Source organism: Lentzea guizhouensis (genome assembly GCF_001701025.1).
In the GTDB taxonomy this organism is placed as follows: Bacteria; Actinomycetota; Actinomycetes; order Mycobacteriales; family Pseudonocardiaceae; genus Lentzea; species Lentzea guizhouensis.
Genome location: NZ_CP016793.1, coordinates 3,972,121 through 3,997,118, shown reverse-complemented (window position 1 = coordinate 3,997,118; position 24,998 = coordinate 3,972,121). Strand labels below are relative to the sequence as shown.

The following is a 24,998-nucleotide window of genomic DNA, read 5'->3' as shown; positions in this document are numbered from 1 at the left end:
CCTACAGCGCTCTGCACACGATCTTCACAAGTTGTCCCGGCGTCCTCCACGAGATGGCCATACAGTCGCCGGCATGACAGGTCAGCGCCGGGTGCTCGTGGTCGAGGACGACATCACGATCGCCGAGTCCGTGGCCGCGCGGCTGCGGGCGGAGGGCTTCGAGGTGTCGGTCGCCTTGGACGGGCCGTCCGGTGTGGCCACGGCGGCGTCGTTCGTCCCGGACCTGGTGGTCCTGGACGTGATGCTGCCGGGGTTCGACGGGCTGGAGGTGTGCCGCCGGATCCAGGCGGCGCGCCCGGTGCCGGTGCTGATGCTGACCGCTCGCGGCGACGAGACGGACCTGCTGGTCGGGCTCGCCGTGGGAGCCGACGACTACCTGACCAAGCCGTTCTCGATGCGCGAGCTGGCTGCTCGGGTGCACGTGCTGCTGCGGCGGGTCTCGCGGGCGGCGGTCTCGCGGTCGCTGGAGCTGGGGGACCTGTCGATCGACCTCGCCGCGCGGCGCGTGCACCGGGGCGGCGTCGAGGCGCACCTGACGCCGACCGAGTACGACCTGCTGGTGTTCCTCGCCGAACGCCCGTCGGCCGTGCAGGGGCGGGACCGGCTGCTGTCCGAGGCGTGCGGGTGGCACGACGGCGCGTCGTCGCGGACGGTGGACAGCCACGTGAAGGCGTTGCGCCGCAAGCTCGGGGCCGACCTCATCCGCACCGTGCACGGGGTCGGGTACGCGTTGGAGGTTCCCCAGAAGGAGGTTTCTCCGTGAGACGGGTTTTGGCTCTGCTGGACCTGTTGCCGCGTCCGCTGGACTCGGTGCGGTCCATCAAGCTGAAGCTCGGGATCGTGATCGTGGTGTCCGGGTGCGTGTCGTTCGCGTACTTCAGGTACGCCACGGGCTGGCTGCCGCCGCGGACGACGTTGATGGCGCTGGTGCTGGGGCTGATCACGTCCCAGCTGCTGGCGCACGGCATGACCTCGCCGCTGCGGGAGATGACCTCGGCGGCGCGGTCGATGGCCTCCGGCGACTACTCGCTGCGGGTGCGCGCGACCTCGGTGGACGAGGTGGGGCAGCTGGCGGAGGCGTTCTCGGTGATGGCGTCCGACCTGGCCGCCGCGGACCAGCAACGCCGCGAGCTGATCGCGAACGTGTCGCACGAGCTGCGGACGCCGATCTCCGCTTTGCAGGCGGTGCTGGAGAACGTGGTCGACGGGGTGGCGCAGCCCGATGCGGCGACGATGAGGACGGCGCTGGCGCAGACGGAACGGCTGGGCCGGCTCGTCTCGGAGCTGCTGGACCTGTCCAAGATCGACGCCGGGGTGTTGTCGCTCAACCGGGAGCCGCTGTCGGTGGCGTCTTTGGTGGCGGACGTGGTGGCGGAGGCGGCTGTTTCCGCGCCCACGGCTTCTTTCGAGGTGTCGGTGGCGGACGGGCTGACTGTTCTGGCTGATGGGGAGCGGCTGCACCAGGTGCTGGTGAACCTGGTGGACAACGCGGCCCGGCACGGTCCCACCGGGGGGTTGGTGACCGTGTCGGGCTTCGCGTCGGGTGGGTCGGTGGTGCTGGAGGTGCGGGACGAGGGGCCGGGGATCGCCGTGGCCGACCGGTCTCGGATCTTCGAGCGGTTCACCCGCGGGGAGCGGGCAGGGGGTGGCGGGACCGGGCTCGGGCTCGCCATCGCCCGGTGGGTGGTGGACCTGCACGGCGGGACCATCGCGGTGGTGGATCCGGGGTCCTGCATCCGGGTGACCCTGCCGGGCTGAACGTTTCTTGGTTTGTGTGCTGGGTGTGACGGTGGAGCGCGCCCTTTTTCTGGGGCTTGGGAGAGGGAAATGACTGACTCGACGCGATCGTCCGACTCGTCCGAGGGGCCTTCGGCTCGGGGTGGGAGGCGGCCTTATCGGAATCTGCGGAAGGTGGGGTACCGGCCGCGAGCTGCGGAGAAGCCGGCCGAGCCGGAGAGTGATGGGCCGGTCGAGGTTGAGGAACCGGTGGGCGCGGCGGGCACGGACGTGGGTGCAGCGGCGGGCGCGGGTGAAGGTGGCGAGCAGGTGGTCGCCGACGCTGAGGCAGGCTCACGCAGGGGTACCCCCGAGCTGGGAACCCCTGCATCTCACCCTACTCAGGGGGTCCGACAAGATCCGGCCGCGAGCGAGAAGCCGCAGGCAGGCGACATTGACGCGGAGCCGCAGGCAGGCGACGCGGGCGCGAAGCCGCAGCCAGCGAGCGTGAGTGAGAAGCCCGAGGCAGCGAGCGTGGGTGAGAAGCCCGAGGCAGCGAGCGTGGGCGTGAAGCCCGAGGCAGCGAGCGCGGGCGTGAAGACCTCCCTCGCCGAACCCCAGGCCCCACCCTCCGGCCTCCTGGCGGCCACCCGCCCCTCGCCTCGCCGGCCCGGTCATCTCATCGGCCCCGAGCCCGATCCTCACCTGGTGGCGCGCACCGGCCGCGCGGCCGAAGGTTCGCCGTCGTCTCCGTTGCGGTGGCGGTCGTGCTGCTGGTGGTGTTCGGGTCGTTGCTGGCCGGGGCGGACAAGGGGTTCAACGACTTCCTGGAGAGCCTGGTGCCCGACTGGGAGGTCGGCGAGTACGTGCGCATGGGGTTGTACGGGGCCATTGCGGCGTTCGGCGCGGTTGGGGCATGTTATCTGGTGGCGGCGCCTCCGCAGATCGGCGAGGACGCGGAGAGCCGGCCGGGGACGTTGCGGCTCAAGGACTACGGGTTGCCGGTGGGGGCGCTTGTGGTGCTGTTCACCGGGTTCGTGGGGACGCAGGTCGCGGTTTTGTTCGGTGGTGAGGCTTATGTGATGCGGACGGCGGGGGTGACGTTCGCGGAGTACGCGCGGTCAGGGTTCTGGCAGCTGCTGTGGGTGACGATCCTGACGCTGGCCGTCATCGCCGGGGTGGCGCGGTTCGCGGTGAAGCAAACGGCGAGGGAACAGTTGTGGTTGCGGGTTCTGCTCGGGGCGTTGGCGGTGCTGACGCTGGTGATCGTGGCGAGTGCGTTGAGCCGCATGTGGTTCTACCAGCAGGCGTACGGGTGGACGGTGCTGCGGTTGCTCGTGGCGGCGTGCGAGATCTGGCTCGGCGTGGTGTACCTGATGGTGATCGCGAGCGGGATCACGTTGCGCGCCAACTGGTTGCCGCGGGCGGTGGTCGGGACCGGGGCGGCGTTCTTCCTCGCGGTCGCGGTGGCGGACCCGGAGCGGGTGGTGGCCGAGTACAACGTGAGTCGCTTCGAGGCCACGCAGAAGATCGACACGTACTACCTGTCGACGTTGTCGGAGGACGCCGTACCGGCGTTGCTGCGATTGCCCGCGGAGGAAAGGGACTGCGCGCTCCAGTACCTCAGGACGCCGACCGCGGAGGCCGACTGGCGGGAGTGGAACCTGGCTCGCCACAACGCTCGCAGGTCACTCGAAGGGGTGACGGTGACCGACCGCACCTGTGAGTCGCCTTACTCCAGCGAACGGTAGTTGTTAACCAGAGGTAAAGTTGCGGGTCCACCAGTTGCCGAGAGGGTGAGAAGTGACGCTGTCGTGACCGTTGCGGCCGAACCCGTTGTCCTTCGATCGATGTTCACCGCAGGGGATGCGCCCGAACCGCGCACACTGCTGGACATCCTGCGCACGAGTGCCGAGCTGCACCCGGACGCGCTGGCCGTCGACGACGGCACCACCGCACTCACCTACCGCGCGCTGATCACAGAAGTGCTGGAGCTCAAGGAAAAGCTCGCCGCCGAGGGCGTCGGCGCCGGTGACCGGGTCGGCATCCGCGTGCCGTCCGGCACCGTCGACCTGTACGTGTCGATCCTCGCCACCCTCGCGGCGGGCGCGGCGTACGTGCCGGTCGACTTCGAGGACCCCGACGAACGCGCCGAGCTCGTTTTCGGTGAGGCACAGGTCAGTGCGGTGCTCGGGGAAGGCCGATCCCTTGCGCTGCATGGAACTCCGCTGGGCATGCTCGGCGAGCCCGGTCTGGACAACGACGCGTGGATCATCTTCACGTCCGGTTCCACCGGCAAGCCCAAGGGCGTCGCCGTGACGCACGCAACGCCGCCGCGTTCGTGGACGCCGAGGCGCGGCTGTTCCTGCAGGACGAGCCGATCGGGCCGGAGGACCGCGTGCTCGCGGGGCTTTCGGTCGCGTTCGACGCCTCCTGCGAGGAGATGTGGCTAGCGTGGCGCTACGGCGCCTGCCTGGTGCCCGCGCCGCGGTCGTTGGTGCGCACCGGGATGGACCTCGGCCCGTGGCTGGTCGAGCAGGAGATCACCGTCGTGTCGACGGTGCCGACGCTGGCCGCGCTGTGGCCGGTCGAGGCGCTCGACGACGTGCGGCTGCTGATCTTCGGCGGCGAGGCCTGCCCGCCGGAGCTGGCCGAACGGCTCGCGGTCGACGGCCGTGAGGTCTGGAACACCTACGGGCCCACCGAAGCGACCGTCGTGGCGTGTGCCGCGCGGATGACCGGCGAGGGTCCCGTGCGCATCGGCCTGCCGCTGGACGGCTGGGAGCTCGTCGTCGTCGACCCGCGGGGCGAGGTCGTGCCGATGGGCGAGTCCGGCGAGCTGGTCATCGGCGGCGTCGGCCTGGCGCGCTACCTGGACGCCGAGAAGGACGCGCAGAAGTACGCGCCGCTGCCCTCGATGGGCTGGGAACGCGCGTACCGCAGCGGTGACATGGTCCGCGCCGAGCCGGAAGGCCTGATCTTCCTCGGCCGCGCGGACGAGCAGATCAAGCTCGGCGGCCGGCGCATCGAGCTGGGTGAGGTCGACGCGGCACTCGCGGCGCTGCCGGGCATCGCCGGTGCCGCCGCTGCCGTGCGCACGACGCGCGGTGGCAACCAGATCCTCGTGGGCTACGTCGTCACGGACGGCGAGTTCGACCAGGAAGCCGCGGTCGAGCAGCTGCGCGCCGAACTGCCGGCCGCGCTGGTGCCGTTGATCGCGGTGGTCGACACCCTGCCGACGCGCACGTCCGGCAAGGTCGACCGCGCCGCGCTGCCGTGGCCGCTGGAGTCGATGGACACCGCGGGCGTGGTGTTCTCCGGTCTCGAAGGCTGGCTCGCGGAGCAGTGGGCCGCCGTGCTGGGTTCCGGACCCGCGTCCGAAGGCGCGAACTTCTTCTCGTCCGGCGGCAGCTCGCTGGGTGCCGCACAGCTGGTCTCGCTGATCCGCACGCGGTACCCGAGCACGTCGGTCCAGGACATCTACCAGAACCCGACGTTGTACAAGCTGGCGCGGCGGCTGGAGTCCTACGGCGAGACGGCCGAGGTGCGCGAGGTGGCGCCGACGCCGCGCTGGACCGGCGTCGTGCAGACGCTGCTGATGATCCCGCTGCTCACGATCTCCGGCGCGCGCTGGGTCGTGGCGTTGACGGCGCTGTCGAACGTGCTGGGCTGGACCTCCGTGTCGTGGTGGTGGGTCGCGGCGGGCGCCGTCGCGTTCCTGAGCCCCGCCGGCCGCCTGGCGATCTCCGCCGGTGGCGCGCGGCTGCTGCTGCGCGGTGTGAAGCCCGGCGAGTACCCGCGTGGCGGGTCCGTCCACTTGCGACTGTGGACCGCCGAGATGCTCGCGCAGATGTCGCGGGCCACCGAGCTGTCCGGCTCGTGGGTCACGCACTACGCGCGGGCGCTGGGCGCGAAGATCGGCCCCGGTGTCGACCTGCACTCGTTGCCGCCGGTCACGGGCATGCTGAAGGTCGGGCGCGGTGCCGCGGTCGAACCCGAGGTCGACCTGTCCGGCTGGTGGCTGGACGGCGACCGGCTGCGCATCGGCCGCATCCGGATCGGCGCGGGCGCGACCGTGGGTGCGCGCAGCACCCTGTTCCCCGGCGCGCGGATCGGCAAGAAGGCCGAGGTCGCGCCCGGTTCCGGGGTCCGCGGCTCGGTGCCGACCGGCCAGCGCTGGGCCGGTGTTCCCGCGATCCGCGAGGGCAAGGCGGCGCGTTCGTTCCCGTCGCGCCGGCCGGAGCGGTCGCGCTTCTGGAACCTGATGTACGGCGTCTCGTCCGGCCTGCTGGGCGCGTTGCCGCTGCTGGCGGCGGCTCCCGCGGTGCTGTACGTGCTGCGCCGGCCGGTGACGCTGGCCTCAGCGCTGTGGGACGTGCCGGTCGCCTCGGTGATCTGGTTCGGCTCCTACGCGTTGCTGGTGCTCGTCGCCGTGCGCCTGCTGGGCGTGGGCATGCGTGAGGGCCACTACCCCGTGCACAGCCGGGTGGCGTGGCAGGCGTGGACGACCGAGCGGTTGATGAACAACGCGCGCTCGGCGCTGTTCCCGCTGTACGCGTCGCTGTTCACGCCGGTGTGGCTGCGGCTGCTCGGCATGAAGGTGGGCCGCCGGGTCGAGGCGTCGACCGTGGTCGCGCTGCCGAAGATGACCCGTGTCGGCGACGGCGCGTTCCTGGCCGACGACACGATGGTCGCGTCGTACGAGCTCGGCGGCGGCTGGCTGCGGATCGCGACGGCACGCGTCGGCAAGCGGGCGTTCCTGGGCAACTCGGGCATGACCGCGCCAGGTCGCACGGTGCCGAAGGGCGGGCTGGTCGGCGTGCTGTCCGCGGCGCCGAAGCGCGCCAAGGCCGGGTCCTCGTACCTGGGCATGCCGCCGATGAAGCTGCCGCGCACGGCCGCCGCGTCGGACGACTCGCGCACGTACGACCCGCCGGCGCACCTGCTGTGGGCGCGCGCGGTCGTGGAGCTGTTCCGGTTCGTCCCGGTCATGCTGAACGTCGCGCTGGTCGTGCTGGTGTTCTTCGCGCTGAAGGCGTTCGGCCTGTGGTGGGCCGGTGTGGTGCTGCTGGCCGCCGGTGTCGCCGCGTGCGTGGTGGCCGCCGTCGCGAAGTGGGTGCTGGTCGGGCGGTTCAAGGTCCGCGAGTACCCGCTGTGGTCGGTGTTCGTGTGGCGCAACGAGCTGGCGGACACGTTCGTCGAGGTGCTCGCGGTGCCGTGGCTGATCGGGTTCTCCGGTGGCACGCCGCTGATGAACCTGTGGCTGCGCTCGCTGGGCGCGTCGGTCGGCCGTGGCGTGTGGTGCGAGTCGTACTGGCTGCCCGAGGCGGACCTGGTGTCGCTGGGCGCGGGTGCGACGGTGAACCGCGGCTGCGTCGTGCAGACGCACCTGTTCCACGACCGCATCCTGCGGATGGACCGGGTGGAGCTGGGCGCCGGATCCACTTTGGGCCCGCACGGCATCGTGCTGCCCGGTGCGTCCGTCGGCGCGCACACGACGATCGGACCCGCCTCGCTGGTCATGCGCGGAGAGGATGTACCGTCGGGAACCCGTTGGCTGGGCAACCCGATCTCCGCGTGGACATGAGCTTCTCCGTACACCATTACGCGCTAGAGCTGGACTACAAGCCGCACTCCGCGCGCCTTTCCGGGCGCGCGGTGCTGCAGGCTTCCTGCACCTCGCTGTCGTCGTTCTCGCTCTCCTTCGGACCGTTGCGGGTCTCGAAGGTGCTGGTGAACGGCAGACCGGCGCGCTACGGGCACGCCGGCGGGGTGCTGAACGTGCGCGCGGCCGTGCGCGGCGCGTTCTCGGTCGAGGTCCGCTACTCGGGCACGCCCCGGCCGATCTCGACGCCGGAGTGGGGCGACCTGGGCTGGGACGAGCTGACGGACGGCTCGATCGTGGCCTCGCAACCGATCGGTGCGCCGTCGTGGTTCCCGTGCCTGGACGACCCGTCGGCGAAGGCCTCCTACCACCTGGAGGTGACCGCGCCGTCGCCGTACACCGTGGTGTGCAACGGGGTGCTGGTCGACGGCAAGGTCTCCGGCAGCACCACGCGCTGGACGTACTCGATGGCCGCGCCGATGGCCGCCTACCTCGCGACCGTCCAGATCGGACAGTACGTCGAGGCGCTGCCGGACGTGTGGGCACCGGCACGGCTGCAACGGTTGGTGGCGCACGACTTCGCGCGGCAGGACCAGATGATCGAGCTGTTCTCGTCGCTGTTCGGCCCGTACCCGTTCACCAGGTACTCGGTCGTGGTGACCGACGACGTGCTCGACGTTCCCGTTGAGGCGCAGGGGTTGTCGACGTTCGGCGCGAACCACGTGGACGGCCGCCGCGGCTCGGAACGCCTGGTGGCACACGAGCTGGCGCACCAGTGGTTCGGCAACTCGGTCGGGATCGCCGCCTGGGAGCACATCTGGCTGAACGAGGGCTTCGCCTCCTACTCGGAGTGGCTGTGGTCGGAGGCTTCCGGCGGCCGGTCGGCGGACGCGTGTGCGGCCGCGGCACTGGACCTGTTGCGCCGGCGGCCGCAGAACCTGGTGATCGGGCGGCCACCGCGCGCCGACTGGTTCGACGACAGGGTCTACAAGCGCGGCGCGGTGACGGTGCACGCGCTGCGCCGCGAGATGGGCGACGACTCGTTCTTCGCGTTGCTGCGGGAGTGGTGTGCGCGCAACCGGCACGGTGTGGTGACGACGGAGGACTTCCTGGCGCTCGCCGGGCATCGCGACCTGCTCACCCGCTGGCTGTTCAAGCCGGAGCTGCCCCTGCGGTGAACCGCCACACCAGCGGCGGACGGCCGCCCTTGGGCAGCGCCGAGGCGTGCTGGGTGGTGCGTTCCAGGCCGGGCACGCGGTCCATCGTGCGGCCCAGGTTGGCCGGGTAGGGGCGGTCGCCGGTCAGCGACTCGGTCACGTCCAGTGCCTGCGCCGTCGTGAACTCGCGACCGAGCAGGCCCGCGGTGAACCGCACGTCGCGCCAGAGCTTGTCCGCGAGCAGCGGGCGGCAGTCGGCGACGATCCTGTTGTGGTCGAACGCCAGCGCGGGCACGTCGTCCAGCCTGGCCCAGGTCAGGTGCCCGTTCTCGCCGGGGCGGGTGGTCGTGGCCCACAGCGCGATCGACAGGGTCGGGCCGCGCGGGTCCCGCGAGGGTTCGTCGAACGTGGCGAGCTGGCCGGTCGCCGTGATCGACTTCTCGGCGAGGCCCAGCTTGCCGGTGACGGCCCTGGTGGTCGCGTCCCGCAGGCGCTCGCCCCTGCCCAGCAGGACACCGGGCAGGGCGAGCTCGCCCGCGAACGGCTCGTGCGCGCGCGGTGCCACCCCCAGGAGCACCGCGCGGGCGTCCGGGTCAAACCGCAGCGCGATCACGTCCACCGACACCAGCGTCGACTCGATCATGGCGTGGATTCTCCCGCACCGCGTAGTCCGCCCTGGCCGGGCCCGCCCCGGTGACGAGCACCTCGACGCCGAGCAGGTCCTCCAGGTAGGCCACCGGATCGGGCAGGTCCTCCAGGCCGTTGCCGGTGGCGACCTTGAGGCCGTCGGCGTCCAGGTGCGTCACGGCCAGGCCGTCGACGCCTCCGCAGCACCTCACGGAGTACTGCAGCAGCTGGGCGTCCAGGTGACCGGCGCGCCAGGCGCCCTGGAACTCCCCCGTGCCGTTGTGCCGCTCCGGGAACCGGTCGAGGACGGCCTGGTCCTCCGTCGGCAGCGGGCCGGCGCCGTGCCGGGTCTGGTAGGTCCTGGTCACGCCGAGCACGCGGGCTTTCCGGCCGTTGAGCAGGTGCTTCGCGTTGCGCGGCGTGACGGTGGACCACGTCGTGTGCGGGTGGAAGCCGTAGGTCTCGTCGAGCAGAACGCCTTGTGCGCCTTCGAAGACGACTCGTCCGTCGAGCTCGTCGCCGGTCGTGATCCGCACGGCGTCGGCGAAGGAGCGGTAGAGCGCGACGAGCTCGTCGACGTTCGTCCCGTCGCCGATCAGCGGCTCGTAGAACCTGGCGAGCGCGTCCAGCTTGTGCCTTGCGGCTCTCGGGTTCAGGCAGTCGCCGACGGTCGGGGCGGGGCCCGGTTCGCCGAGCACCCGTTGTCCCTCGACCAGCTCGCCCGCCTTCCTGCCGGCGAGCAGCCCGTACCAGGCGGTTTCGCCGATGCCCTTGCCGCACGAGCCGTGCCGGTCGGCGCCCCTGGCCCTCTCCCTGGCCCGGTTGGCCGCGACGTGGATCGGCGTGGTGAGCAGCGCCCGCGCGTCGATCGACATCATCGACAGCGGATCGGTGACGCCGATGGCCTCCAGCTCACGCGACTCGGTCGCCAACGCGATCGGTTCGACGAGCACGTACCGGGACAGCCAGGTCGGCACGCCCGCGAGCGTGCCGGACCCGAACTGGCTGAACGTGTGGTGCCGGTCGCCGACGACGACGTTGTGCGCGGCCTGCGCTCCCCCGTTGAACCGCACGACCTTGTCCACCGACCCGTCCGCGCACAGGGCGTCGACGACGGCCCCCTTGCCCTCGTCGCCGAACCCCAGCCCGACGACGATCACGTGGTCGCTCACGTCAGCGTCACGTCGTCGGGGCCGTCGATGGCCAGCGGGGCGGCGGTGGCGGGTCGTGCCGCGGCGCCGACCGCGACCAGCGCCTTGCCGACCGACCTGCTCTCGGCGACCGACCCGATCTCGGCGAGGTCGACCAGCGCCTGGTCGAGGTCGACCACCTGCTCCTCCATCCCGATCGTGGCGGCGATCAGCTCGCACACCGCGCCGGGGTCGTCGAGCTTGAGGAAGTTCTGCCCGAGGATCGCCCGCCAGTGCTCGGCGATGGCGTCGTCGTGGAAGTACGACGACTGGTTGGGCAGGATGAAGTAGACGTTCCACTTCTTGGCGAGCTCCCGGTACACCGACACGGGGTCGATGTCCTGGTTGACGTCGTCGCCGATGACGCGGCGGATGTGCCGTGCCTCCAGCCGCGGCTTGTTCAGCTCGTCGCCGATGATGAACAGGTACCCCTTGCGGCCGCGCTTCTGCCACGCGTCGGTGACCACGTGCCGCGCGACGAAGTACGCCGCGAGCTCGTACGACTCGCTCTTCTGCCCGCCGCCGTTGCCTTCGAGGAAGATGTCGCGCAACTGCTCGTCCATGCGGTTGTCCGACTCGAACTGCCCAACCTGCAACGGCACCCGGTCGCTGTCCGCGTCACCGATACCACCGAACATCAGCTGCGGGTCGGCGAGATACCCCTTGCGCTGCAACAGCCCGTGCAACTTGCCGAGCTTGCCCTGCATGATCCGCGGCACGCTGCCCATCGAGCCGGTCACGTCGAAGAGCACCGCGATCGGTGTCGAGTCGGCGTGGTCGGGCGAGTCGCGGCACTCGCGGAGGGCGACCTTGAACGGGTCAAGGGCTTTCGCGGCCTTCCAGTTGTCGCGCGGCTGTGACTTGATCGAGGCGGTGTAGCCGAAGTCAGCGATCCCCTTGGCGGCGCGAAAGGTCTTGGCCGCCGCGTAGGCGTTGTCGTCCCACTTGCCGTGTCCCATGGTCATTCTCCTGTCGTGGGGAGGGCGAACGGGCGGAAAACCCGTGGCCCGTAGAGGTCTTCGAGCAGTTCGTCGTACTCGGCCAGCAGGTCGGCCGCGTCCGGCCTGGCCGACGGGCGGTCCTGCATGCACCCTGACGCGAAGGCTCGCTGCCGGGTTTCGTCGTGGTGCAGCATGTTTCGCATCAGCTGGTGTGCCATGTGGACGTCGGTGGCCGCCGTGACCGGTTCGCTGTTCTGCACTTCCGGTGGATAGGTGGTCGTGCGGTTGCTCGCGAGGAGCCGTTGCCCGGTCTCCACCGCGAACGACCAGCCGACGAGCACGATCCCGTGCTGTTCCGGGTGGACCAGGACGTTGTCGGCGGTGACGGCACCGTGGACGAGGCCGATCTGGTGCGCGCCGGCGAGTGCTTTGAGCAGCCGGCGGTGCATCCACGCGTAGTCGCGGCCGTCGAGTCCCCGCGGGTATGCGGTGCGGATCTCTTCGAGGGTCACGAAGCCTTCGGTCAACGGGTCGAGCACCGTGAAGGCGCGCGATCCCTTGGCGACGTCGCCCGACGTGTCGAGCAGCCGCGGGTAGAAGGGGCGCAGCCACGGGTGGTGGTCGGTGAAGCGCTCGAGCCGCCGCAACGCCTCCCATTCGCTGTGCAGCAACGGGTTGAGCGCGGGGTTGCGCACGACCTTGACCACGTGCGGGCCGTCGGCCTCGTACAGGTTGGCGACGCTGCCGACGGCGAACGGTTTGCCGATGCGGTAGACGCCGGTCTTTGTTTTCAGCTCGACGCGCGCGCTGTGGCTCCAGCTGTGGTGCAGGCTCGTGAGTTTGGAGGCCGCGGCGTGGGCGCGTGGGTGGTCCGGTCCGACCACGTCGGGGTGCAGGACCGTCGCCAGCGCGTGGTACAGGCGTTTGGCCTGCTTGCGCTTGGCGGGATCGGTGGTGCGCGGGCCGAAGAGGGCTTCGGGCGATGCGGCGCGTTCCACCAGGTCCAGGGCCTCCGATGTGGTGAGCATGGGTTTGAGTCTAAGCGACTCAAACTGGGATTGCAATGATGGGTTGGGGGTGTGACGCAGGCTGCACTGGGCGTCCGGGCCAAGGGTGCGTGGGATTGGGTGCCCGTGCTGGGGAGTCGGGCTCGGCTGTGGCCGGGGCGCCGGGCTCGGCTGCAGGCGGGGCCGGGCCTGTCGCACGAAGGCGCTGGGTCGGCTCTAGCAGGGCGCTGGCTCGCCCTGGCCGGGGCGTCGGGCTCGGTTGCGACAGGACGCCGGGCTGGACTGTGGGCGGGAGCCAGACCTGTCCGACAAGGTTCCGGGATCGGCTCTGGCAGGGCGCTGGCTCAGCCGTGGCCAGGGCGCTGGGCCCGTCGTGGCGAGGCGTCGGGCTCGGCTGCGGCACAACGCCGGGCTGAGCGGAGGCAGGACGCCGGTCTCGACCGTGGCCGGAGCGCCGGGCTCGTCGTGACGAGCAGTCGGGTTCGGCTGCGACCGGGCGCCGGGCTTGTCGGGCCGGCGCCGGCTCGGCTGTGGGCCGGGCACCGCGCTTGTCGGGCCGAGGCGCCGAGCTCGGCTCTGGCAAAACACCGGGCTTGTCGGGCCAAAGCGCCGGGCTCGGCTCTGGCAGAGCGTTGGGCCCGGCTGTGGGCGGGGGCCGGGCTTGTCAGGCCGGGCTCAGCTCTGGCAGGGCGCTGCGCTCGGCTGTGGGCAGGGGCCGGGTTGGTCGGGCCGAACTCGGCTCTGGCAGGGCGCCGCGCTAGGCCGTGGCAGCGTTACGGGGCCTCACAGTCTGGGCCGGGGCAGCACGCGAGAAACACCGAAACCCGCGCCCCGCCCCCGCGCGCTTCCTTTCCTGGCGGACGCCCGACACCCTCCCTTCCGGACGAACCCCGTGGCCAACGCGGTTTTTGGAAACCAGACGCACCCACCCGCCGATCAGGACACCTGTCACCCGAGGGAGGAAACGTGCTGTTCATCGTTCTGGGCTGTTCCGTGGTCTTCGCACTGCTCGTGGTGGAGGTGGTCCACCGGCTGGTGCGCCGGTTCACCCACAGCGGCAAGATGTACCGGCCAGGGCAGGTGTTCGCGGCCGTGCTGGCCGCGCAGATAAGCCTCAGCGCGTACCCGGTCGACGCGCCGATCACGCTGCACGCGCTCGGTATCGCGTTGATCCTGGCGGGCGCGTGGTTGTTGTCGGCGCTCATCAGCACGCTTGTGGACGTTTCGTTGTCGCGCATCAGGACCGACGTGACGGACAACCGGCACGCGCGCAGGGTGCACACGCAGGTGACCTTGGTGCGACGGCTGGTGCTGGTGGTCATCGGGGTGCTGGCGGTGGGCGCGATCCTGATGACGTTCCCCGGCGCGCGGGCTGTTGGGTCGACGGTGCTGGCCAGTGCGGCGGTGATCGGTGCGGTGGCGGCGTTCTCGGCGCAGTCGTTGCTGGGCAACCTGATTTCGGGGTTGCAGATCGCGTTCAGCGATGCGGTGCGGCTGGATGACGTCGTGGTGGTCGAAGGCGAGTGGGGGCGGGTCGAGGACATCACGCTGACGTACGTGGTGCTGCACCTGTGGGACGACCGGCGGTTGGTGTTGCCCACGTCGTACTTCCTGAAGACGCCCTTTGAGAACTGGACGCGCACGCAGTCGGCGTTGCTGGGCACCGTGGAGATGGATCTGGACTGGACGGTGCCGGTCGAGGCGATGCGGCACGAGATGCGGTCCATGCTGGAGGGCAGCGACCTGTGGGACGGCCGGGTGTCGGTGTTGCAGGTGACGCAGGCGACGCAGGGGTTCGTGCGGGTGCGGGCGCTGGTCAGTGCGGCGGACGCCGGCAAGTTGTGGGACCTGCGGTGTCTGGTGCGCGAGCACCTGGTCGACTGGGTGCAGAGGCAGCACGACAGCGCGTTGCCGCAGGTCCGCACGCGGGCGGTCAACGCGGTCAGGCGGGTGCAGCCGCAGAGCGACCAGCACACCGACGCGCGGGTGTTCGGGGAGAGCGCGGACGGGGCGCTGCGGGAGCAAGCGTTTGCGGGGCCTAAGCCGTAGAGCGTTCCAGGATGCCGGTGATGAGGCCGCGGCAGCGGGCGATCTCGGCGGCCTGGGAGTCCAGGCGGGCCACCTCGGCGTGCAGGGTGGCGATCAGGTCCGCGCACGGGTCGAGGCGCGGTGAGGCGTCCACGACGCACGGCAGCAGCAGGGCGATGGTCGCGATGGGCAGGCCCACGTTGAGCAGTGCCTTGATCCGGCGCACGGTCTCGGCGTCGGCGGGTGAGTACACGCGGTAGCCGTTCGCGGAACGCTCGGAGGCCAGGAGGCCGCACTTCTCGTAGTGGCGGACCGAGCGGGTGGAGACGCCGCACTCGGCGGCCAGTTCACCGATCAACACACCTTGACCTTGACACTGATGTCAACCCCTAGCGTCGAGATCATGAACGTGATCGTGCACGGCGCACAAAGTGACGCAGCGGCGTGGGAACCGGTGAAGGCCCTGCTCAGCGAACCGACCGAGGTGCCGGAGAGGCGCGGCCGCAACGGGGTTCCGCTGCCCGCCGGGTACAGCCTGCGGACCGAGGTCGACGACCTGCATGCAGTCCTCGACCGGCTGGAGCGGACCACCCTCATCGGGCACAGCTACGGCGGGCTCATCGCGCTGCTGACCGCTCAGGAACGCGACGACCTCGAGGCACTCGTGCTGTACGAGCCGGCGATCGGGCTCAACACCGTGGCCGTCGAGGCGTTCGGGAACGCGCTGGCCGGCGGCGACCGCGACCTCGCGCTGGAGGTCATGGTCACCAGGATCGCCGGTGAGCGGTCGTTCCGGGACACCGATCCGGAGGGCTGGCTCGCGGCGCAGGAGATGCTCGAGACGACCTGGGAGGAGCTGAAGCAGGCCGACGGCTACCGCTACGCACCGCCGAAGCTGCGGGTCCCGGTCACCGTCGTCGTCGGCGAGCGCACCGACCGCATCTTCGGGCCCGCCGCGCGCGACATCGTGCTGGACACCGGCGGCCGGCTGGTGACGCTTCGCGGCGAAGGTCACATCGCGCACGTCACCAACCCGGCTCTGCTCGCCGCGACCATCGAGGGGCGATCCACCACACTGGACGCATGAGAACCGGTGACCAGGTCGTGCAGGGCCTGCCGTGGCGGTGGCGTGCGCAGGGCACGATCTTCGTCATCGGCGGGCTCGGGTTCCTGTTCGACGCGTGGGACGTCACGCTCAACGCGTTCCTGATCCCGCTGGTCGGCGCCGAGTGGGGGCTGAGTCTCGGCGAACGCGGCTGGGTCGGCACGGCGAACCTGATCGGCATGGCGGTCGGGGCGTTCGTGTGGGGCTCGATCGCGGACACGATCGGCAGGAAGAAGGCGTTCAGCCTCACCATCCTGATGTTCTCGGTGTTCACGGTCGCGGGCGCGGCGTCACCGGACTTCGTGACGTTCTGCGTGTTCCGGTTCCTGGCCGGCGTGGGTCTCGGCGGGTGCATCCCGGTCGACTACGCGCTGGTCGGCGAGTTCACGCCGGCGAAGGTGCGCGGCAGGGTGCTGGCGGCGATGGACGCGTTCTGGCCGCTCGGCGCGACGCTCTGCGGGCTGACCGCGGCCTACCTGGCGGACCTGGGCAGCTGGCGGCTGTTGATGCTCACGATGGTGCTGCCGGCGTTGCTGCTGTTCTGGATCAGGCGGTCGGTGCCGGAGTCGCCGATGTTCCTGGTCGCGAAGGGACGCACCGCGGAGGCGAAGAAGGTCATCGACGACCTGGTCAGCAGGACGGGAGCGCCGCGGGAGGAGTGGCGGTTGCCGGAACCGCAGCAGGTGCAACGCCTCTCCGCCAAGGTGATGTTCGCGCAGCTCAAGGACATCTGGCGGTACGACCCGAAACGCACGGCGGCGCTGTGGGTGCTGTTCCTCGCGGTGTTCCTGCTCTACTACGGCGCCGTCACGTGGCTGCCGAGCATCTTGAAGGCGCAGGGCTACGGGACGTACGCGGCGTTCATGGTCACGACGCTGACGGTGGCGGTGGGCATCGTGAGTGCGCTGATCAGCGCGTGGCTCGTGGACGTGTTCGGGCGCAAGTGGGTCATCGCGATCAGCGCTCCGCTCGCGGCGGTGGCGCTCGTGATGTTCGCGGTGCAGCTCGACGTCGGCGGCGCCGCGAAGGCGTGGATCACGGCGTACGGGATGTTGATCCAGGTCACGATCCCGGCGCTGTACGCGTTCGCGCCGGAGCTCTACCCGACGCACCTGCGGGCCAGCGGGTTCGGCTGGGCGTCCACGATCAGCCGGGTCGGGGCGGGTTTCGTGCCCGTCCTGTTCGGAGCGCTGCTGTGGCCGTTGCTGGGCCTGGCCTGGACTTTCGCGGCGATCGGGGCCCTGGTGGTGGCGGCCGTGGTCGCGATGATGGTCCTGGCGCCGGAAACCCGCATGCAACCGCTCGCGGAGGCCGTTCCGTCCTAGGCTCATGAGAAGACCGCTCGCCGTCGCGTTTTGCGCGCTGGCTCTCGGAAGCTGTGGTACGAACGGGGCTCCGACCGTGCCGATGGCGGAGGTGCCGACCGTGTCCTCAGCAGTGCCGGACAAGAACCGGATCGAGCAGGCGAAGCGCGACGGCCATCCCACCGTGCCACTGATGATCTCCGTGCAGCCGGGACGCGACGAGGAGGTCGAGCGGGCGCTGGTGGCGCTGGGCGCGGCCGTCGAGGCGCGCGATCCCAGGATCGGTTACCTGCGGGCCGAGATGCCGGTCGACAAGGTGGAAGACGCGTACCAGATCACCGGTGTGTCCAAAGTGGACGTGGATGAGCCGTTGAGCAACCGGCTGCCCGAACCGTAGAAAGCCCCAGGGTCACGTGGACCCTGGGGCTTTCCGCGGTTCTAGCTGACTAGCTGACCGACTGGACGATCACGGCACCGCGGCCGACGACGTTCTCGTCCGCCGTGCGCACCTCGAGCTCACCGCGCAGGACGCGGCCGGCACCCGGCTGGCCCAGCGGGGTGATGACGCCCGTGGCGTTCCACGCCGCACCGGCGGCGCGGTCGGCGTTGGTGTCGGACACGGTCAGCGTGCCCAGACCGGCCGAGGTGTAGACGTCGAAGTAGTCGTACGCCGTGGTGCCCGCGGGCACCGCGTAGCCGTCGACCACGACGACCCACGCACCGGCGGCCGGGTTGGTGACCGTCACCGACTCCTCGGAGTCCGCGTCGGCCGACGAGCCGGCGGCGACGCAGCTGCCCGTCGTGCAGTTGTAGACGGTCAGGTCGAGATCAGCGCCCTGGTCGGCGGGGTTGCCGATCGTGGCGGTGAGCCGCGACGCGCCGGGCGCCACCTGGACGTTGAACTGCTGCGACGCGAGGTTCTCGATCGTCGGGCGGTCCGACTTGGCACTGCCGACCGCGCCGGCGGCGAGGCGGCCGTTGAACACGGCCTGCGTGTTCGTGACGCTGTAGCTGCGCTCGATCGGCGTGCCGAGGGCCGCGGACGCGATGACGTCCGGGTTCGGGCTGATCGACGTGCCGAGCACCGAGGCGGTCACCGAGTACGGCGCCGCGTCGGCGTCGGAGGTGCGGCGCGCCTCGACCACGATCTCCCAGACACCGGCCATCGGGTTGGTGACCGTGCGGCTGGTGGGCGTGCCACCGGAGCAGCCGGCGCCCGCGTCCGGGTTGTAGCAGTTGGTCGAGCTGGTCACGTCGAGCGGCACGCCCTGCGGGGTGAAGCGCAGGAAGCGGACCTGGCCCTTGCCGGCCTCGGCGCCACCGGCGGCCATGTCGACCTTCAGCGCGGTGGTGCCCTTGGGCACGTCCACGAAGAGGCTGGCCGACTGGTTGCGCGCGATGGTGCCCGACTTCGTGACCGAGAACTTGTTGGTGGCGTTGAACTTCTGCGCCGCGAACACGGTGTTCAGGGTCTGCACGTCGACACCGGGGGTCTCGACGTCGTCGAGCTGCAGCACGGCGCTGTGCACGCCGGGCGTCTTGGCCTTGACCGTGACCGGGAACTGGACCGGCGTGTTCAGCGGCAGGAAGACCCAGCCGTTGGCGCGGAACGTGCCGTCGTCGCCCTTCCAGGTGACCCGCCAGCCCTCGACGTGGTCCTCACCGGTGGTGCGGGTCAGGGTGTACACGCGGGTGTACTCCTGGCCGACGGTCACGCCCTCGCGGTCGTGGATGCCGACGCCGACGTTCGGGGTGGCCAGCTGTCCGCTGAGGACGGTGTTGACCGGGACCGAGACCTTCAGCTTGTTCGGCTTGGCGTGCTTGTCCAGCAACGACCACGCGGCGTTGGTGTTGAACAGACCCGCGCCCTGCTCGTAGGCGCCGAGCGACTTGACGTAGTTGGCGCTGCGCTGGATCGCGTACCGCAGCTCGGCGCTGGTGGGACGCTCACCGTTGTGCTCGGCCTTGTAGGCGCTCACGAGCAGCGCGGCGGCACCGGTCGCCTGCGGGGCGGCCATCGAGGTGCCGTTGAACATCGCGTAGCCGGCCGGGAGGGCGTAGGTGCCCGCCACGGGACCGGGGACCTGCCAGCGCGGCGTGGTGGAGATCGCCGAGCCGGGCGCGATGATGTTCGGCTTGAAGCCGCCGTCCTCGGCCGGGCCGCGCGACGAGAAGCCGTGCAGGTTCTGCTTCTGCGCGGTCTTCGAGCCGTAGTTGGAGAGCCAGGTCTCCTTGGTGATGTACGAACCGACGCTGACCGCGTCCGTCGCGACCGACGGGTCGCCGACCGTGTTCGCGCCCGCACCCGAGTTGCCCGCCGAGATGAACAGCTGGACGTTGTACTCGTTGATGGTGCGGTTGTAGAGCTCGGCGCGGGCGTTGTTGCCGTCGTTGAGCGCCGGGAGGCCGCCGATGGAGATGTTCACGACGTCGGCGCCGTTGCGCGCGGCGTAGAGGACACCGTCGATCAGGCCGGAGCTGGTGCAGGACGGCGTGGAGAGGCAGGCCTTGATGGACATCAGCTTCGCACCGGGCGCGGCACCGGCCATCTTGCCGTCGAACATCTTGTGCGCCGCGGTGATGCCCGCGACGTGGGTGCCGTGCGCGGCGGCCGCGATGCCCAGGTTCACGTACGGCGTGCCCTGGTTGTCGTAGACCGAGCGGTCGGTCTGCACGACGAACGCGACGCGGTCGACGACGGGGGTCGCGAGGTTGTCGGCACCGAAGAAGCCGACGTCCTTCTTGACCTTGTAGTCGATCATGCGGGCGTTGTTGGTGAAGTCGCCGTCGCCGTCGGTGTCGACGAAGACTTCCTTCGTGGTGATGTCCTGGATGACACCGAACGCGTCGACGCGGTCGCCGTCGCGGTTGATGTCACCGCCGGTCTCGCTGTTGCCCAGGGCGAGGTCGCCCGCGGTCTCGCGGAAGAGGCCGAACGAGTAGGGGCCACCGGTCGCCGGAGCGGTCCACTCGCGGCCGCTGTCGGTGAACTTGCCGACCCGGCCGGTCTTGGTCATGGTGACCCAGGTGCCGTCGCCGGAGTTGGTGGCGTTCGCGTTGTACCAGTCGATGATCTTGCGCTCACCGGTGCTGGTGGTCTGCAGCGCCGGGTTCTCCAGGTCGATGCCGGAGTCGATCACGGCGATCGTGGTGCCGCGGCCGTCCCACTTCGGGTGCGCGGTGGCGAACTGCGCCGCCTGCGTGTCCTGCGTCGGCATGTACGGGTTGGTGCGCGGTCTTCGCGTCCGGCGCCTTCTGCGGGATGGGCTGTTCCATGCCCTGCGGCCGCGGGTCGTCGAGCTGGATCAGCCCGTCGACGTCCACCGTGCTGACGGAGGCGAGCTTGGCGGCCTTCTCCGCGTTGTCCCGCGGGATGGTCACCTTGACGTAGTCGACGTCCTTCTCGGTCTTCTGGACCGTGGCGCCGAGCGCCTTCAGCTCGCTGACGGCGGCGTCGGTCTTGCCGTCCTCGGCGGCGACCAGCAGGTCGACCGTCGGCTTGCCTTCGGCGGCGGCCTTGTCGACCAGCGCGCGGTCGGCCTTGTCGAGCTGCTTGGGAGCCTCGGTCGTGGGGTTCTGCTGCTGCGCGGTGGCAGCGGGGGTGGCGGCGAAGCCGAGCCCGGCAGTGCCCAGCACCGCGGTCAACAAGACCGTTCCGGTGCGGCGTCTCCAGTTCTTCACGGCGCATGTGCCCTTCGTGGGGTAAAGAGTGTGTGGAAGCACATCTCTTCCCACAGCGCGTGACAATAGGTTCAGTGGAGCATTGTTGGTTTCCACATTGGACTGTTCAGCGGCTTGCACTGGCACGCTTGAAGTGCTGCGCGTTTCATTTTCACCCTGGAACGAGCAGTCGTCCTCCAGTCAAGAGCTGATGGAGGGGAATGTCAAGGGATGTGTCAACGGTGAATGCGCTTGCCCGGTAACGGAATCGTCGTCCGCAGCGATGCTATTTCCGAGAAATCGCACGGCGGAGCCGGGTCCACAGCCGTGCCTGTTTTTGCGCTTTCGGCCGCGCTCCGCACGCGGTGCAGGTTTCCCGGTGCTGCGCCAGTGCCTGCTGGAGCTCGGCGATCTGCTTCAGGGTTCGTTCGGGCACGACGTCTTTCTTGACCGACAGCAGCGAGAGCTCGGTCAGCGGCCGCTTCTTGCCCGCCGCGTGCACGGCCGGCGCGATCGTGTGGAACACGATCAGGCTGCGCCTGCGGTCGGGCTCGACGGCCTTCACGTCGCACCACTGGATGGCGCTGGTGTGGTCGAGGCTGGTCGACTCGATGGCGTCGGGGGTGAGCTTCGTGCCCATCTTGAAGCTGCGCCACGCGACGGTCGCGCCCATCAGGAACCACAGACCGCCGAAGAGGTAGCCGTACCAGGGGCCGCCGGCGGCCGCGACGGGTCCGGCTGCGGCGACCGCGGCGCCGAGGCCGAAGAGAACCCATCTCCACCTGGTGTGCATCTCCCTTCCAGGTGTACCGGATTTGTCCCGTTCCGACGAACGCGGCCGGGTCGTTCGACACGACTGACGGCTGATCAAGCGCTACCTTGCCGCCATGGACCTCACGCCGGTCGCCGACGAGCTCTACGGGCTGACGCCCAAGGAGTTCACCGCGGCCAGGAACGCCGCGGCCAAGCAGGCCGACGACAAGGACCTGGCCAAGGCCATCTCCGACCTGCGCAAGCCGACCGTGGGCGCGTGGGCGGTGAACCGGCTGGTGCGGGACGCGCCGCCGGGGTTGCAGGAGGCGCTGGGGCTGTCGACGGCGCAGCTGACCATGCGGGAGCTGGGGCGCAAGCGCAAGGAGCTGCTGGAGGCGCTCGTCTACCGGGCGCTGGAGCTGACCGGGCCGATCACCGACGACGCGGTGACGCAGGTGCGGAACACCCTGACGGCGGCCATGTCGGATCCGGAGTCGGCTGAGCTGGTGCGCGCCGGGCACCTGACCAAGGGGTTGGAGTACTCCGGGTTCGGGTTCGCGCTGCCGGTGCCGGAGCCCGCGCAGGACGACGGTGAGGACGCGCTGGCCCGCAAGCGGCGGGAGCGGCAGGAGCGCAAGCGGGCCGAGGCGCAGCAGGCGTTGGACGAGGCCGAGCAGGCGCTCGGGGAGGCGCAGGCGGACCAGCTGGCGGCGCAGCGGGCGTTCGACCGGGCCGCTGAGCGGCTGGAGGACGCCAAGCGGGTCACGTCGGCGGCCGAGAAGGCGCGCAAGGCGGCGGAGAAGAAGCTCGGCGATCTGAGCTAGACGCCGTCCGAGCGGTCCATGCCACCTGAGCGGTCCGTGCCACCTGAACGGTCCGTGCCACCCGAGCGGTCCGAGCCACCTGAACGGTCCGTGCCACCCGAGCGGTCCGAGCCTGCCGAGCCGGACCGGTCGAGCGGGCCCCACTCGGGTGAGCGCTGGGCGGCCACCAGGGCCTCACAGGCCCCCAGGAGCTCGTCGGACACCCAGGCCAGCGGTTCGGTGCACCGCACCAGCGGCTCGTTGTCCGGGCCCCTGCCGACCTCCTCGCCGCGCAGCACCCAGGCGCGCACGTGCGGGCCTCGCAGATCGCGCAGGTGGCGGTAGTCGTACAGCCGGCGGGCCACCCAGAGCTCCTGCGAACGGTCGTCCCACCACGGCTCCAGTTGCAGCGGGCTGGCCGACAGGCCCGGCAGCTCCACTCCGGTCAACGAGTCGCGGGAGGTCGTCGCCGCGTCCGCTTCAGGGCCCTTCGACCAGCGCACATAGACGTCGTCACCGAGCAGGCCGACCAGTTCCGAGAACTCGGTGATCGTGGGCAGTTCATCCGTCACACCTGGTCACGTACCCACGAAGAGCCGACGTAGGCGTCCGTTCCTGAAGAGAACCTGAAGGATTTGAGCCCGGTCACATCGAAAGCCGACCGGAACACGTGCCGCCGGTTGTACGTTCAACAATGTGGTTGGCCGCGGACGCTTGAGTCCGCGCCAGGGCGATCCGGCACCCCCAGGCCGGAAAAGCCCTTCCGCAGGCGTTGTGCACTCGCGCCGCGGTCAACCCGCCGTCGGCCGGCACACCGGAAACCCCCCTCACCGGTAGTGGCGGTCGGCGGCATCCTGAAAGTGCGGTGCCCACTCCCCCCAGGGCACCGCACTTCACAGGTTGTACTGGTCGTGCTTGGCGTAGAACGTCTCCAGCTCCTCCGGCGACAGGCCCTTGGCCGCGCCGACCTCCAGGAAGAAGTTCTCGCGGGCGATGCCGGGCGCGAAGAGGATCAGCATCCGCACGTCGGCGTCGGAGTCGTTGCGGAACGCGTGCGGGCGGTTCGGCGGCACGTACAGGAAGTCGCCCTCGCCGCCCTTGACCCACTCGTCGCCGTCGAACAGCGTGATCTCGCCCTCCAGGACGTAGAACGACTCGGAGAACGTCTTGTGGAAGTGCGGCCGCGCACCCGGCTGACGAGGGCCCATCCGCCACTCGAACAGGCCGAACTCGCCGTTCGTCACCGAGCCAGGAGCGACGAAACGCGTGGTCTTCGTGCTGAAACCGATCTCGGCGGCAGGTCGGAAGGTCATGGACTGTCTCCCCGGACGAAAGTGAACTTGATTCAGGTCTCGTGCCCCACCAGCGGTGGATCTAGACTCGCCCGATGGCACATGACGCGGATGTCATCGTCGTCGGCGCGGGCCTCGCAGGTCTCGTCGCGACAGCGGAGCTCGCCGACGCGGGTCGCAAGGTCATCCTCCTCGACCAGGAGCCGGAAGCGTCGCTCGGCGGCCAGGCGTGGTGGTCGTTCGGCGGGTTGTTCCTGGTGGACACCCCCGAGCAGCGCAGGTTGCGGGTCAAGGACTCGCACGACCTGGCGCTGCAGGACTGGATGGGCTCTGCGGCGTTCGACCGGGACAGCGACCACTGGCCGCGGCTGTGGGCGCAGGCCTACGTGGACTTCGCCGCCGGGGAGAAGCGCCCGTGGCTGCACGCCATGGGGGTGCGCTGGTTCCCCTTCGTGCAGTGGGCGGAGCGCGGTGGGTACCTCGCGAACGGGCACGGCAACTCGGTGCCGCGGTTCCACGTCACCTGGGGCACCGGGCCCGGCATCGTGGAGCCGTTCGAGCGCCGGGTGCGCGAGGGGGTCGCGAAGGGGCTCGTGACGCTGAAGTTCCGCCACCGGGTCACCGGGCTGTCGGTGACGAACGGCGTGTGCGACGGCGTGAGCGGCGAGGTGCTGGAGCCGTCGTCGGTGGAACGGGCACAGCCGTCGTCGCGCACGGTCACCGGTGACTTCTCGCTGTCCGCGCAGGCCGTGGTCGTCACGTCCGGCGGCATCGGCGGCAACCACGAGCTGGTGCGCCGCAACTGGCCGGAGCGGATGGGCACGCCGCCGGAGTTCATGCTCGCGGGCGTGCCGGACTTCGTCGACGGGCACCTGCTGGAGATCGCCCAGAAGGCCGGCGGCGCGATCATCAACGCCGACCGCATGTGGCACTACCCCGAGGGCATCGCGAACTACGCGCCGGTGTGGTCGAACCACGGCATCCGCATCCTGCCCGGCCCGTCGCCGCTGTGGCTCGACGCGGACGGCAACCGGCTGCCGATCCCGCTGTTCCCCGGTTTCGACGCGCTGGGTGCGTTGCAGCACATCACGGCGCGCGGCGACGCGCACTCGTGGTTCGTGCTGAACAAGAGGATCATCGGCAAGGAGTTCGCGCTGTCGGGCTCCGAGCAGAACCCGGACCTGACCGGCAAGGACACCCGCGCGGTGCTCAAGCGCGCGCTGCCGGGTGCGGTGGCGCCGGTCGAGGAGTTCGCCAAGCGCTCCAAGGAGTTCATCCAGGCGGGCACGGTCGCGGACCTCGCTCGCGGCATGAACGCGCTGACCGGTGACGCGCGCATCGACGCGGCGGCGCTGGAGAAGACGATCGTCGAACGCGACCGGCAGGTGACCGCGGGCCTGAGCAAGGACATGCAGGTCAACGCGATCCGCTCGGCGCGGCACTTCCTGACCGACAAGCTGATCCGGGTGGTCGAGCCGCACCGGCTGCTGGACCCGAAGGCCGGGCCGCTGATCGCGGTGCGGCTGTCGGTGATCACCCGCAAGACGCTGGGCGGCCTGCACACCGACCTGTCGTCGCGGGTGCTGGACGGCGACGGCAAGCCGTTGCCCGGCCTGTACGCGGCGGGTGAGGCGGCCGGGTTCGGTGGCGGTGGCGTGCACGGGTACCGCGCGCTGGAGGGCACGTTCCTCGGCGGCTGCATCTTCTCCGGCCGGGTCGCCGGACGGGCGGCCGCGGACGCCGTGTCCTAGCCCGAACACCCTGGAAGGCAAGCGATCTCGCGTGGTGGACGCGGGTTGACGGTCCCCCG

At 70.4% G+C, this 24,998-nt stretch carries 17 protein-coding genes and 3 pseudogenes; 11 read left to right on the top strand and 9 right to left on the bottom strand.

Going from position 1 to position 24,998, the window contains the following annotated elements:
• Positions 1–73: 73 nt before the first annotated feature.
• From BBK82_RS20030 to BBK82_RS20010, 5 genes and pseudogenes are all read left to right on the top strand, one after another.
• Entirely contained in the window at positions 74–763 is a 690-nt protein-coding gene (locus BBK82_RS20030; protein ID WP_071812637.1) for a response regulator transcription factor, read from the top strand.
• Complete coding sequence (locus BBK82_RS20025; RefSeq protein ID WP_237048277.1) at positions 760–1,758, top strand: HAMP domain-containing sensor histidine kinase; 999 nt, start codon at positions 760–762, stop codon at positions 1,756–1,758. Before BBK82_RS20030 ends, BBK82_RS20025 begins: the two co-directional genes overlap by 4 nt.
• A 698-nt stretch (positions 1,759–2,456) precedes the next feature.
• A pseudogene (locus tag BBK82_RS20020) lies at positions 2,457–3,467 on the top strand (DUF4153 domain-containing protein); the annotation flags it as partial.
• A gap of 99 nt (positions 3,468–3,566) precedes the next feature.
• Positions 3,567–7,303 (top strand): annotated as a pseudogene (locus BBK82_RS20015) (Pls/PosA family non-ribosomal peptide synthetase).
• A complete protein-coding gene (locus BBK82_RS20010) occupies positions 7,300–8,499 on the top strand; it encodes a M1 family metallopeptidase (RefSeq protein ID WP_065916361.1) in 1,200 nt (399 codons plus the stop codon). The pseudogene BBK82_RS20015 and the gene BBK82_RS20010 overlap by 4 nt, the downstream one beginning before the upstream one ends.
• Here the strand turns inward: BBK82_RS20010 and BBK82_RS20005 are convergent.
• From BBK82_RS20005 to BBK82_RS19990, 4 genes are read right to left on the bottom strand one after another with little or no spacing between them, the layout of a single operon-like run.
• The gene (locus BBK82_RS20005) at positions 8,474–9,121 is read right to left on the bottom strand and encodes an NUDIX hydrolase (protein ID WP_065916360.1); all 648 of its coding nucleotides are present in this window, start codon (positions 9,119–9,121) and stop codon (positions 8,474–8,476) included. The genes BBK82_RS20010 and BBK82_RS20005 overlap by 26 nt on opposite strands.
• A complete protein-coding gene (locus BBK82_RS20000) occupies positions 9,072–10,277 on the bottom strand; it encodes an adenylosuccinate synthetase (RefSeq protein ID WP_065916359.1) in 1,206 nt (401 codons plus the stop codon). The genes BBK82_RS20005 and BBK82_RS20000 overlap by 50 nt, the downstream gene beginning before the upstream one ends.
• Positions 10,274–11,254 carry a hypothetical protein gene (locus BBK82_RS19995; protein ID WP_065916358.1) on the bottom strand — a complete coding sequence of 327 codons (981 nt, stop codon included), beginning with the start codon at positions 11,252–11,254 and terminating at the stop codon, positions 10,274–10,276. Before BBK82_RS19995 ends, BBK82_RS20000 begins: the two co-directional genes overlap by 4 nt.
• A gap of 2 nt (positions 11,255–11,256) precedes the next feature.
• Entirely contained in the window at positions 11,257–12,264 is a 1,008-nt protein-coding gene (locus BBK82_RS19990; RefSeq protein WP_065916357.1) for a protein kinase family protein, read from the bottom strand.
• 945 nt (positions 12,265–13,209) lie between these two features.
• Here BBK82_RS19990 and BBK82_RS19985 point away from each other — a divergent pair.
• Positions 13,210–14,292, top strand: a complete 1,083-nt coding sequence (locus BBK82_RS19985; protein ID WP_065916356.1) for a mechanosensitive ion channel family protein — start codon at positions 13,210–13,212, stop codon at positions 14,290–14,292.
• On the opposite strand, the gene BBK82_RS19980 is transcribed toward BBK82_RS19985, so the two are convergent.
• Positions 14,282–14,632 (bottom strand): MerR family transcriptional regulator, encoded by a 351-nt coding sequence (locus BBK82_RS19980; RefSeq protein ID WP_065916355.1) that lies wholly within the window; start codon positions 14,630–14,632, stop codon positions 14,282–14,284. The two genes, BBK82_RS19985 and BBK82_RS19980, sit on opposite strands and share 11 nt — an antisense overlap.
• 42 nt (positions 14,633–14,674) lie before the next feature.
• On the opposite strand from BBK82_RS19980, the gene BBK82_RS19975 reads away from it, so the two are divergent.
• The 3 genes from BBK82_RS19975 to BBK82_RS19965 all read left to right on the top strand — a co-directional run bounded on the left by BBK82_RS19975 (position 14,675) and on the right by BBK82_RS19965 (position 17,077).
• Positions 14,675–15,358, top strand: coding sequence for an alpha/beta fold hydrolase (locus BBK82_RS19975; RefSeq protein ID WP_065916354.1), 684 nt, complete (start codon positions 14,675–14,677; stop codon positions 15,356–15,358).
• Positions 15,355–16,701, top strand: coding sequence for an MFS transporter (locus BBK82_RS19970; protein WP_065916353.1), 1,347 nt, complete (start codon positions 15,355–15,357; stop codon positions 16,699–16,701). The genes BBK82_RS19975 and BBK82_RS19970 overlap by 4 nt, the downstream gene beginning before the upstream one ends.
• Positions 16,702–16,801: 100 nt before the next feature.
• Complete coding sequence (locus BBK82_RS19965) at positions 16,802–17,077, top strand: hypothetical protein (RefSeq protein ID WP_154697393.1); 276 nt, start codon at positions 16,802–16,804, stop codon at positions 17,075–17,077.
• Positions 17,078–17,126: 49 nt separating this feature from the next.
• Here the strand turns inward: BBK82_RS19965 and BBK82_RS19960 are convergent.
• Together BBK82_RS19960 and BBK82_RS19955 are read right to left on the bottom strand one after the other, a co-directional pair.
• Positions 17,127–20,361: pseudogene (locus tag BBK82_RS19960) on the bottom strand (S8 family serine peptidase).
• 265 nt (positions 20,362–20,626) lie between these two features.
• Positions 20,627–21,133 (bottom strand): hypothetical protein, encoded by a 507-nt coding sequence (locus BBK82_RS19955; protein ID WP_065916351.1) that lies wholly within the window; start codon positions 21,131–21,133, stop codon positions 20,627–20,629.
• A 94-nt stretch (positions 21,134–21,227) separates the two neighbouring features.
• Here BBK82_RS19955 and BBK82_RS19950 point away from each other — a divergent pair, with 94 nt between their 5' ends.
• Positions 21,228–21,917, top strand: coding sequence for a hypothetical protein (locus BBK82_RS19950; RefSeq protein WP_065916350.1), 690 nt, complete (start codon positions 21,228–21,230; stop codon positions 21,915–21,917).
• On the opposite strand, the gene BBK82_RS19945 is transcribed toward BBK82_RS19950, so the two are convergent.
• Together BBK82_RS19945 and BBK82_RS19940 are read right to left on the bottom strand one after the other, a co-directional pair.
• Positions 21,914–22,468 (bottom strand): DUF6098 family protein, encoded by a 555-nt coding sequence (locus tag BBK82_RS19945; protein WP_065916349.1) that lies wholly within the window; start codon positions 22,466–22,468, stop codon positions 21,914–21,916. The genes BBK82_RS19950 and BBK82_RS19945 overlap by 4 nt on opposite strands.
• 321 nt (positions 22,469–22,789) lie before the next feature.
• Positions 22,790–23,209 carry a cupin domain-containing protein gene (locus tag BBK82_RS19940; protein ID WP_065916348.1) on the bottom strand — a complete coding sequence of 140 codons (420 nt, stop codon included), beginning with the start codon at positions 23,207–23,209 and terminating at the stop codon, positions 22,790–22,792.
• 74 nt (positions 23,210–23,283) lie between these two features.
• On the opposite strand from BBK82_RS19940, the gene BBK82_RS19935 reads away from it, so the two are divergent.
• Positions 23,284–24,939 carry an FAD-binding dehydrogenase gene (locus BBK82_RS19935; protein WP_065916347.1) on the top strand — a complete coding sequence of 552 codons (1,656 nt, stop codon included), beginning with the start codon at positions 23,284–23,286 and terminating at the stop codon, positions 24,937–24,939.
• The last annotated feature ends 59 nt before the right edge of the window (positions 24,940–24,998 follow it).

Bases quoted from the DNA above. Each gene is read 5' to 3' on its own strand.
- BBK82_RS20030 (WP_071812637.1), top strand. From the start codon at position 74: ATGACAGGTCAGCGCCGGGTGCTCGTGGTCGAGGACGACATCACGATC.
- BBK82_RS20010 (WP_065916361.1), top strand. From the start codon at position 7,300: ATGAGCTTCTCCGTACACCATTACGCGCTAGAGCTGGACTACAAGCCG.
- BBK82_RS20005 (WP_065916360.1), bottom strand. From the start codon at position 9,121: ATGATCGAGTCGACGCTGGTGTCGGTGGACGTGATCGCGCTGCGGTTT.
- BBK82_RS19995 (WP_065916358.1), bottom strand. From the start codon at position 11,254: ATGGGACACGGCAAGTGGGACGACAACGCCTACGCGGCGGCCAAGACC.
- BBK82_RS19990 (WP_065916357.1), bottom strand. From the start codon at position 12,264: ATGCTCACCACATCGGAGGCCCTGGACCTGGTGGAACGCGCCGCATCG.
- BBK82_RS19975 (WP_065916354.1), top strand. From the start codon at position 14,675: ATGAACGTGATCGTGCACGGCGCACAAAGTGACGCAGCGGCGTGGGAA.
- BBK82_RS19970 (WP_065916353.1), top strand. From the start codon at position 15,355: ATGAGAACCGGTGACCAGGTCGTGCAGGGCCTGCCGTGGCGGTGGCGT.
- BBK82_RS19955 (WP_065916351.1), bottom strand. From the start codon at position 21,133: ATGCACACCAGGTGGAGATGGGTTCTCTTCGGCCTCGGCGCCGCGGTC.
- BBK82_RS19950 (WP_065916350.1), top strand. From the start codon at position 21,228: ATGGACCTCACGCCGGTCGCCGACGAGCTCTACGGGCTGACGCCCAAG.
- BBK82_RS19940 (WP_065916348.1), bottom strand. From the start codon at position 23,209: ATGACCTTCCGACCTGCCGCCGAGATCGGTTTCAGCACGAAGACCACG.
- BBK82_RS19935 (WP_065916347.1), top strand. From the start codon at position 23,284: ATGGCACATGACGCGGATGTCATCGTCGTCGGCGCGGGCCTCGCAGGT.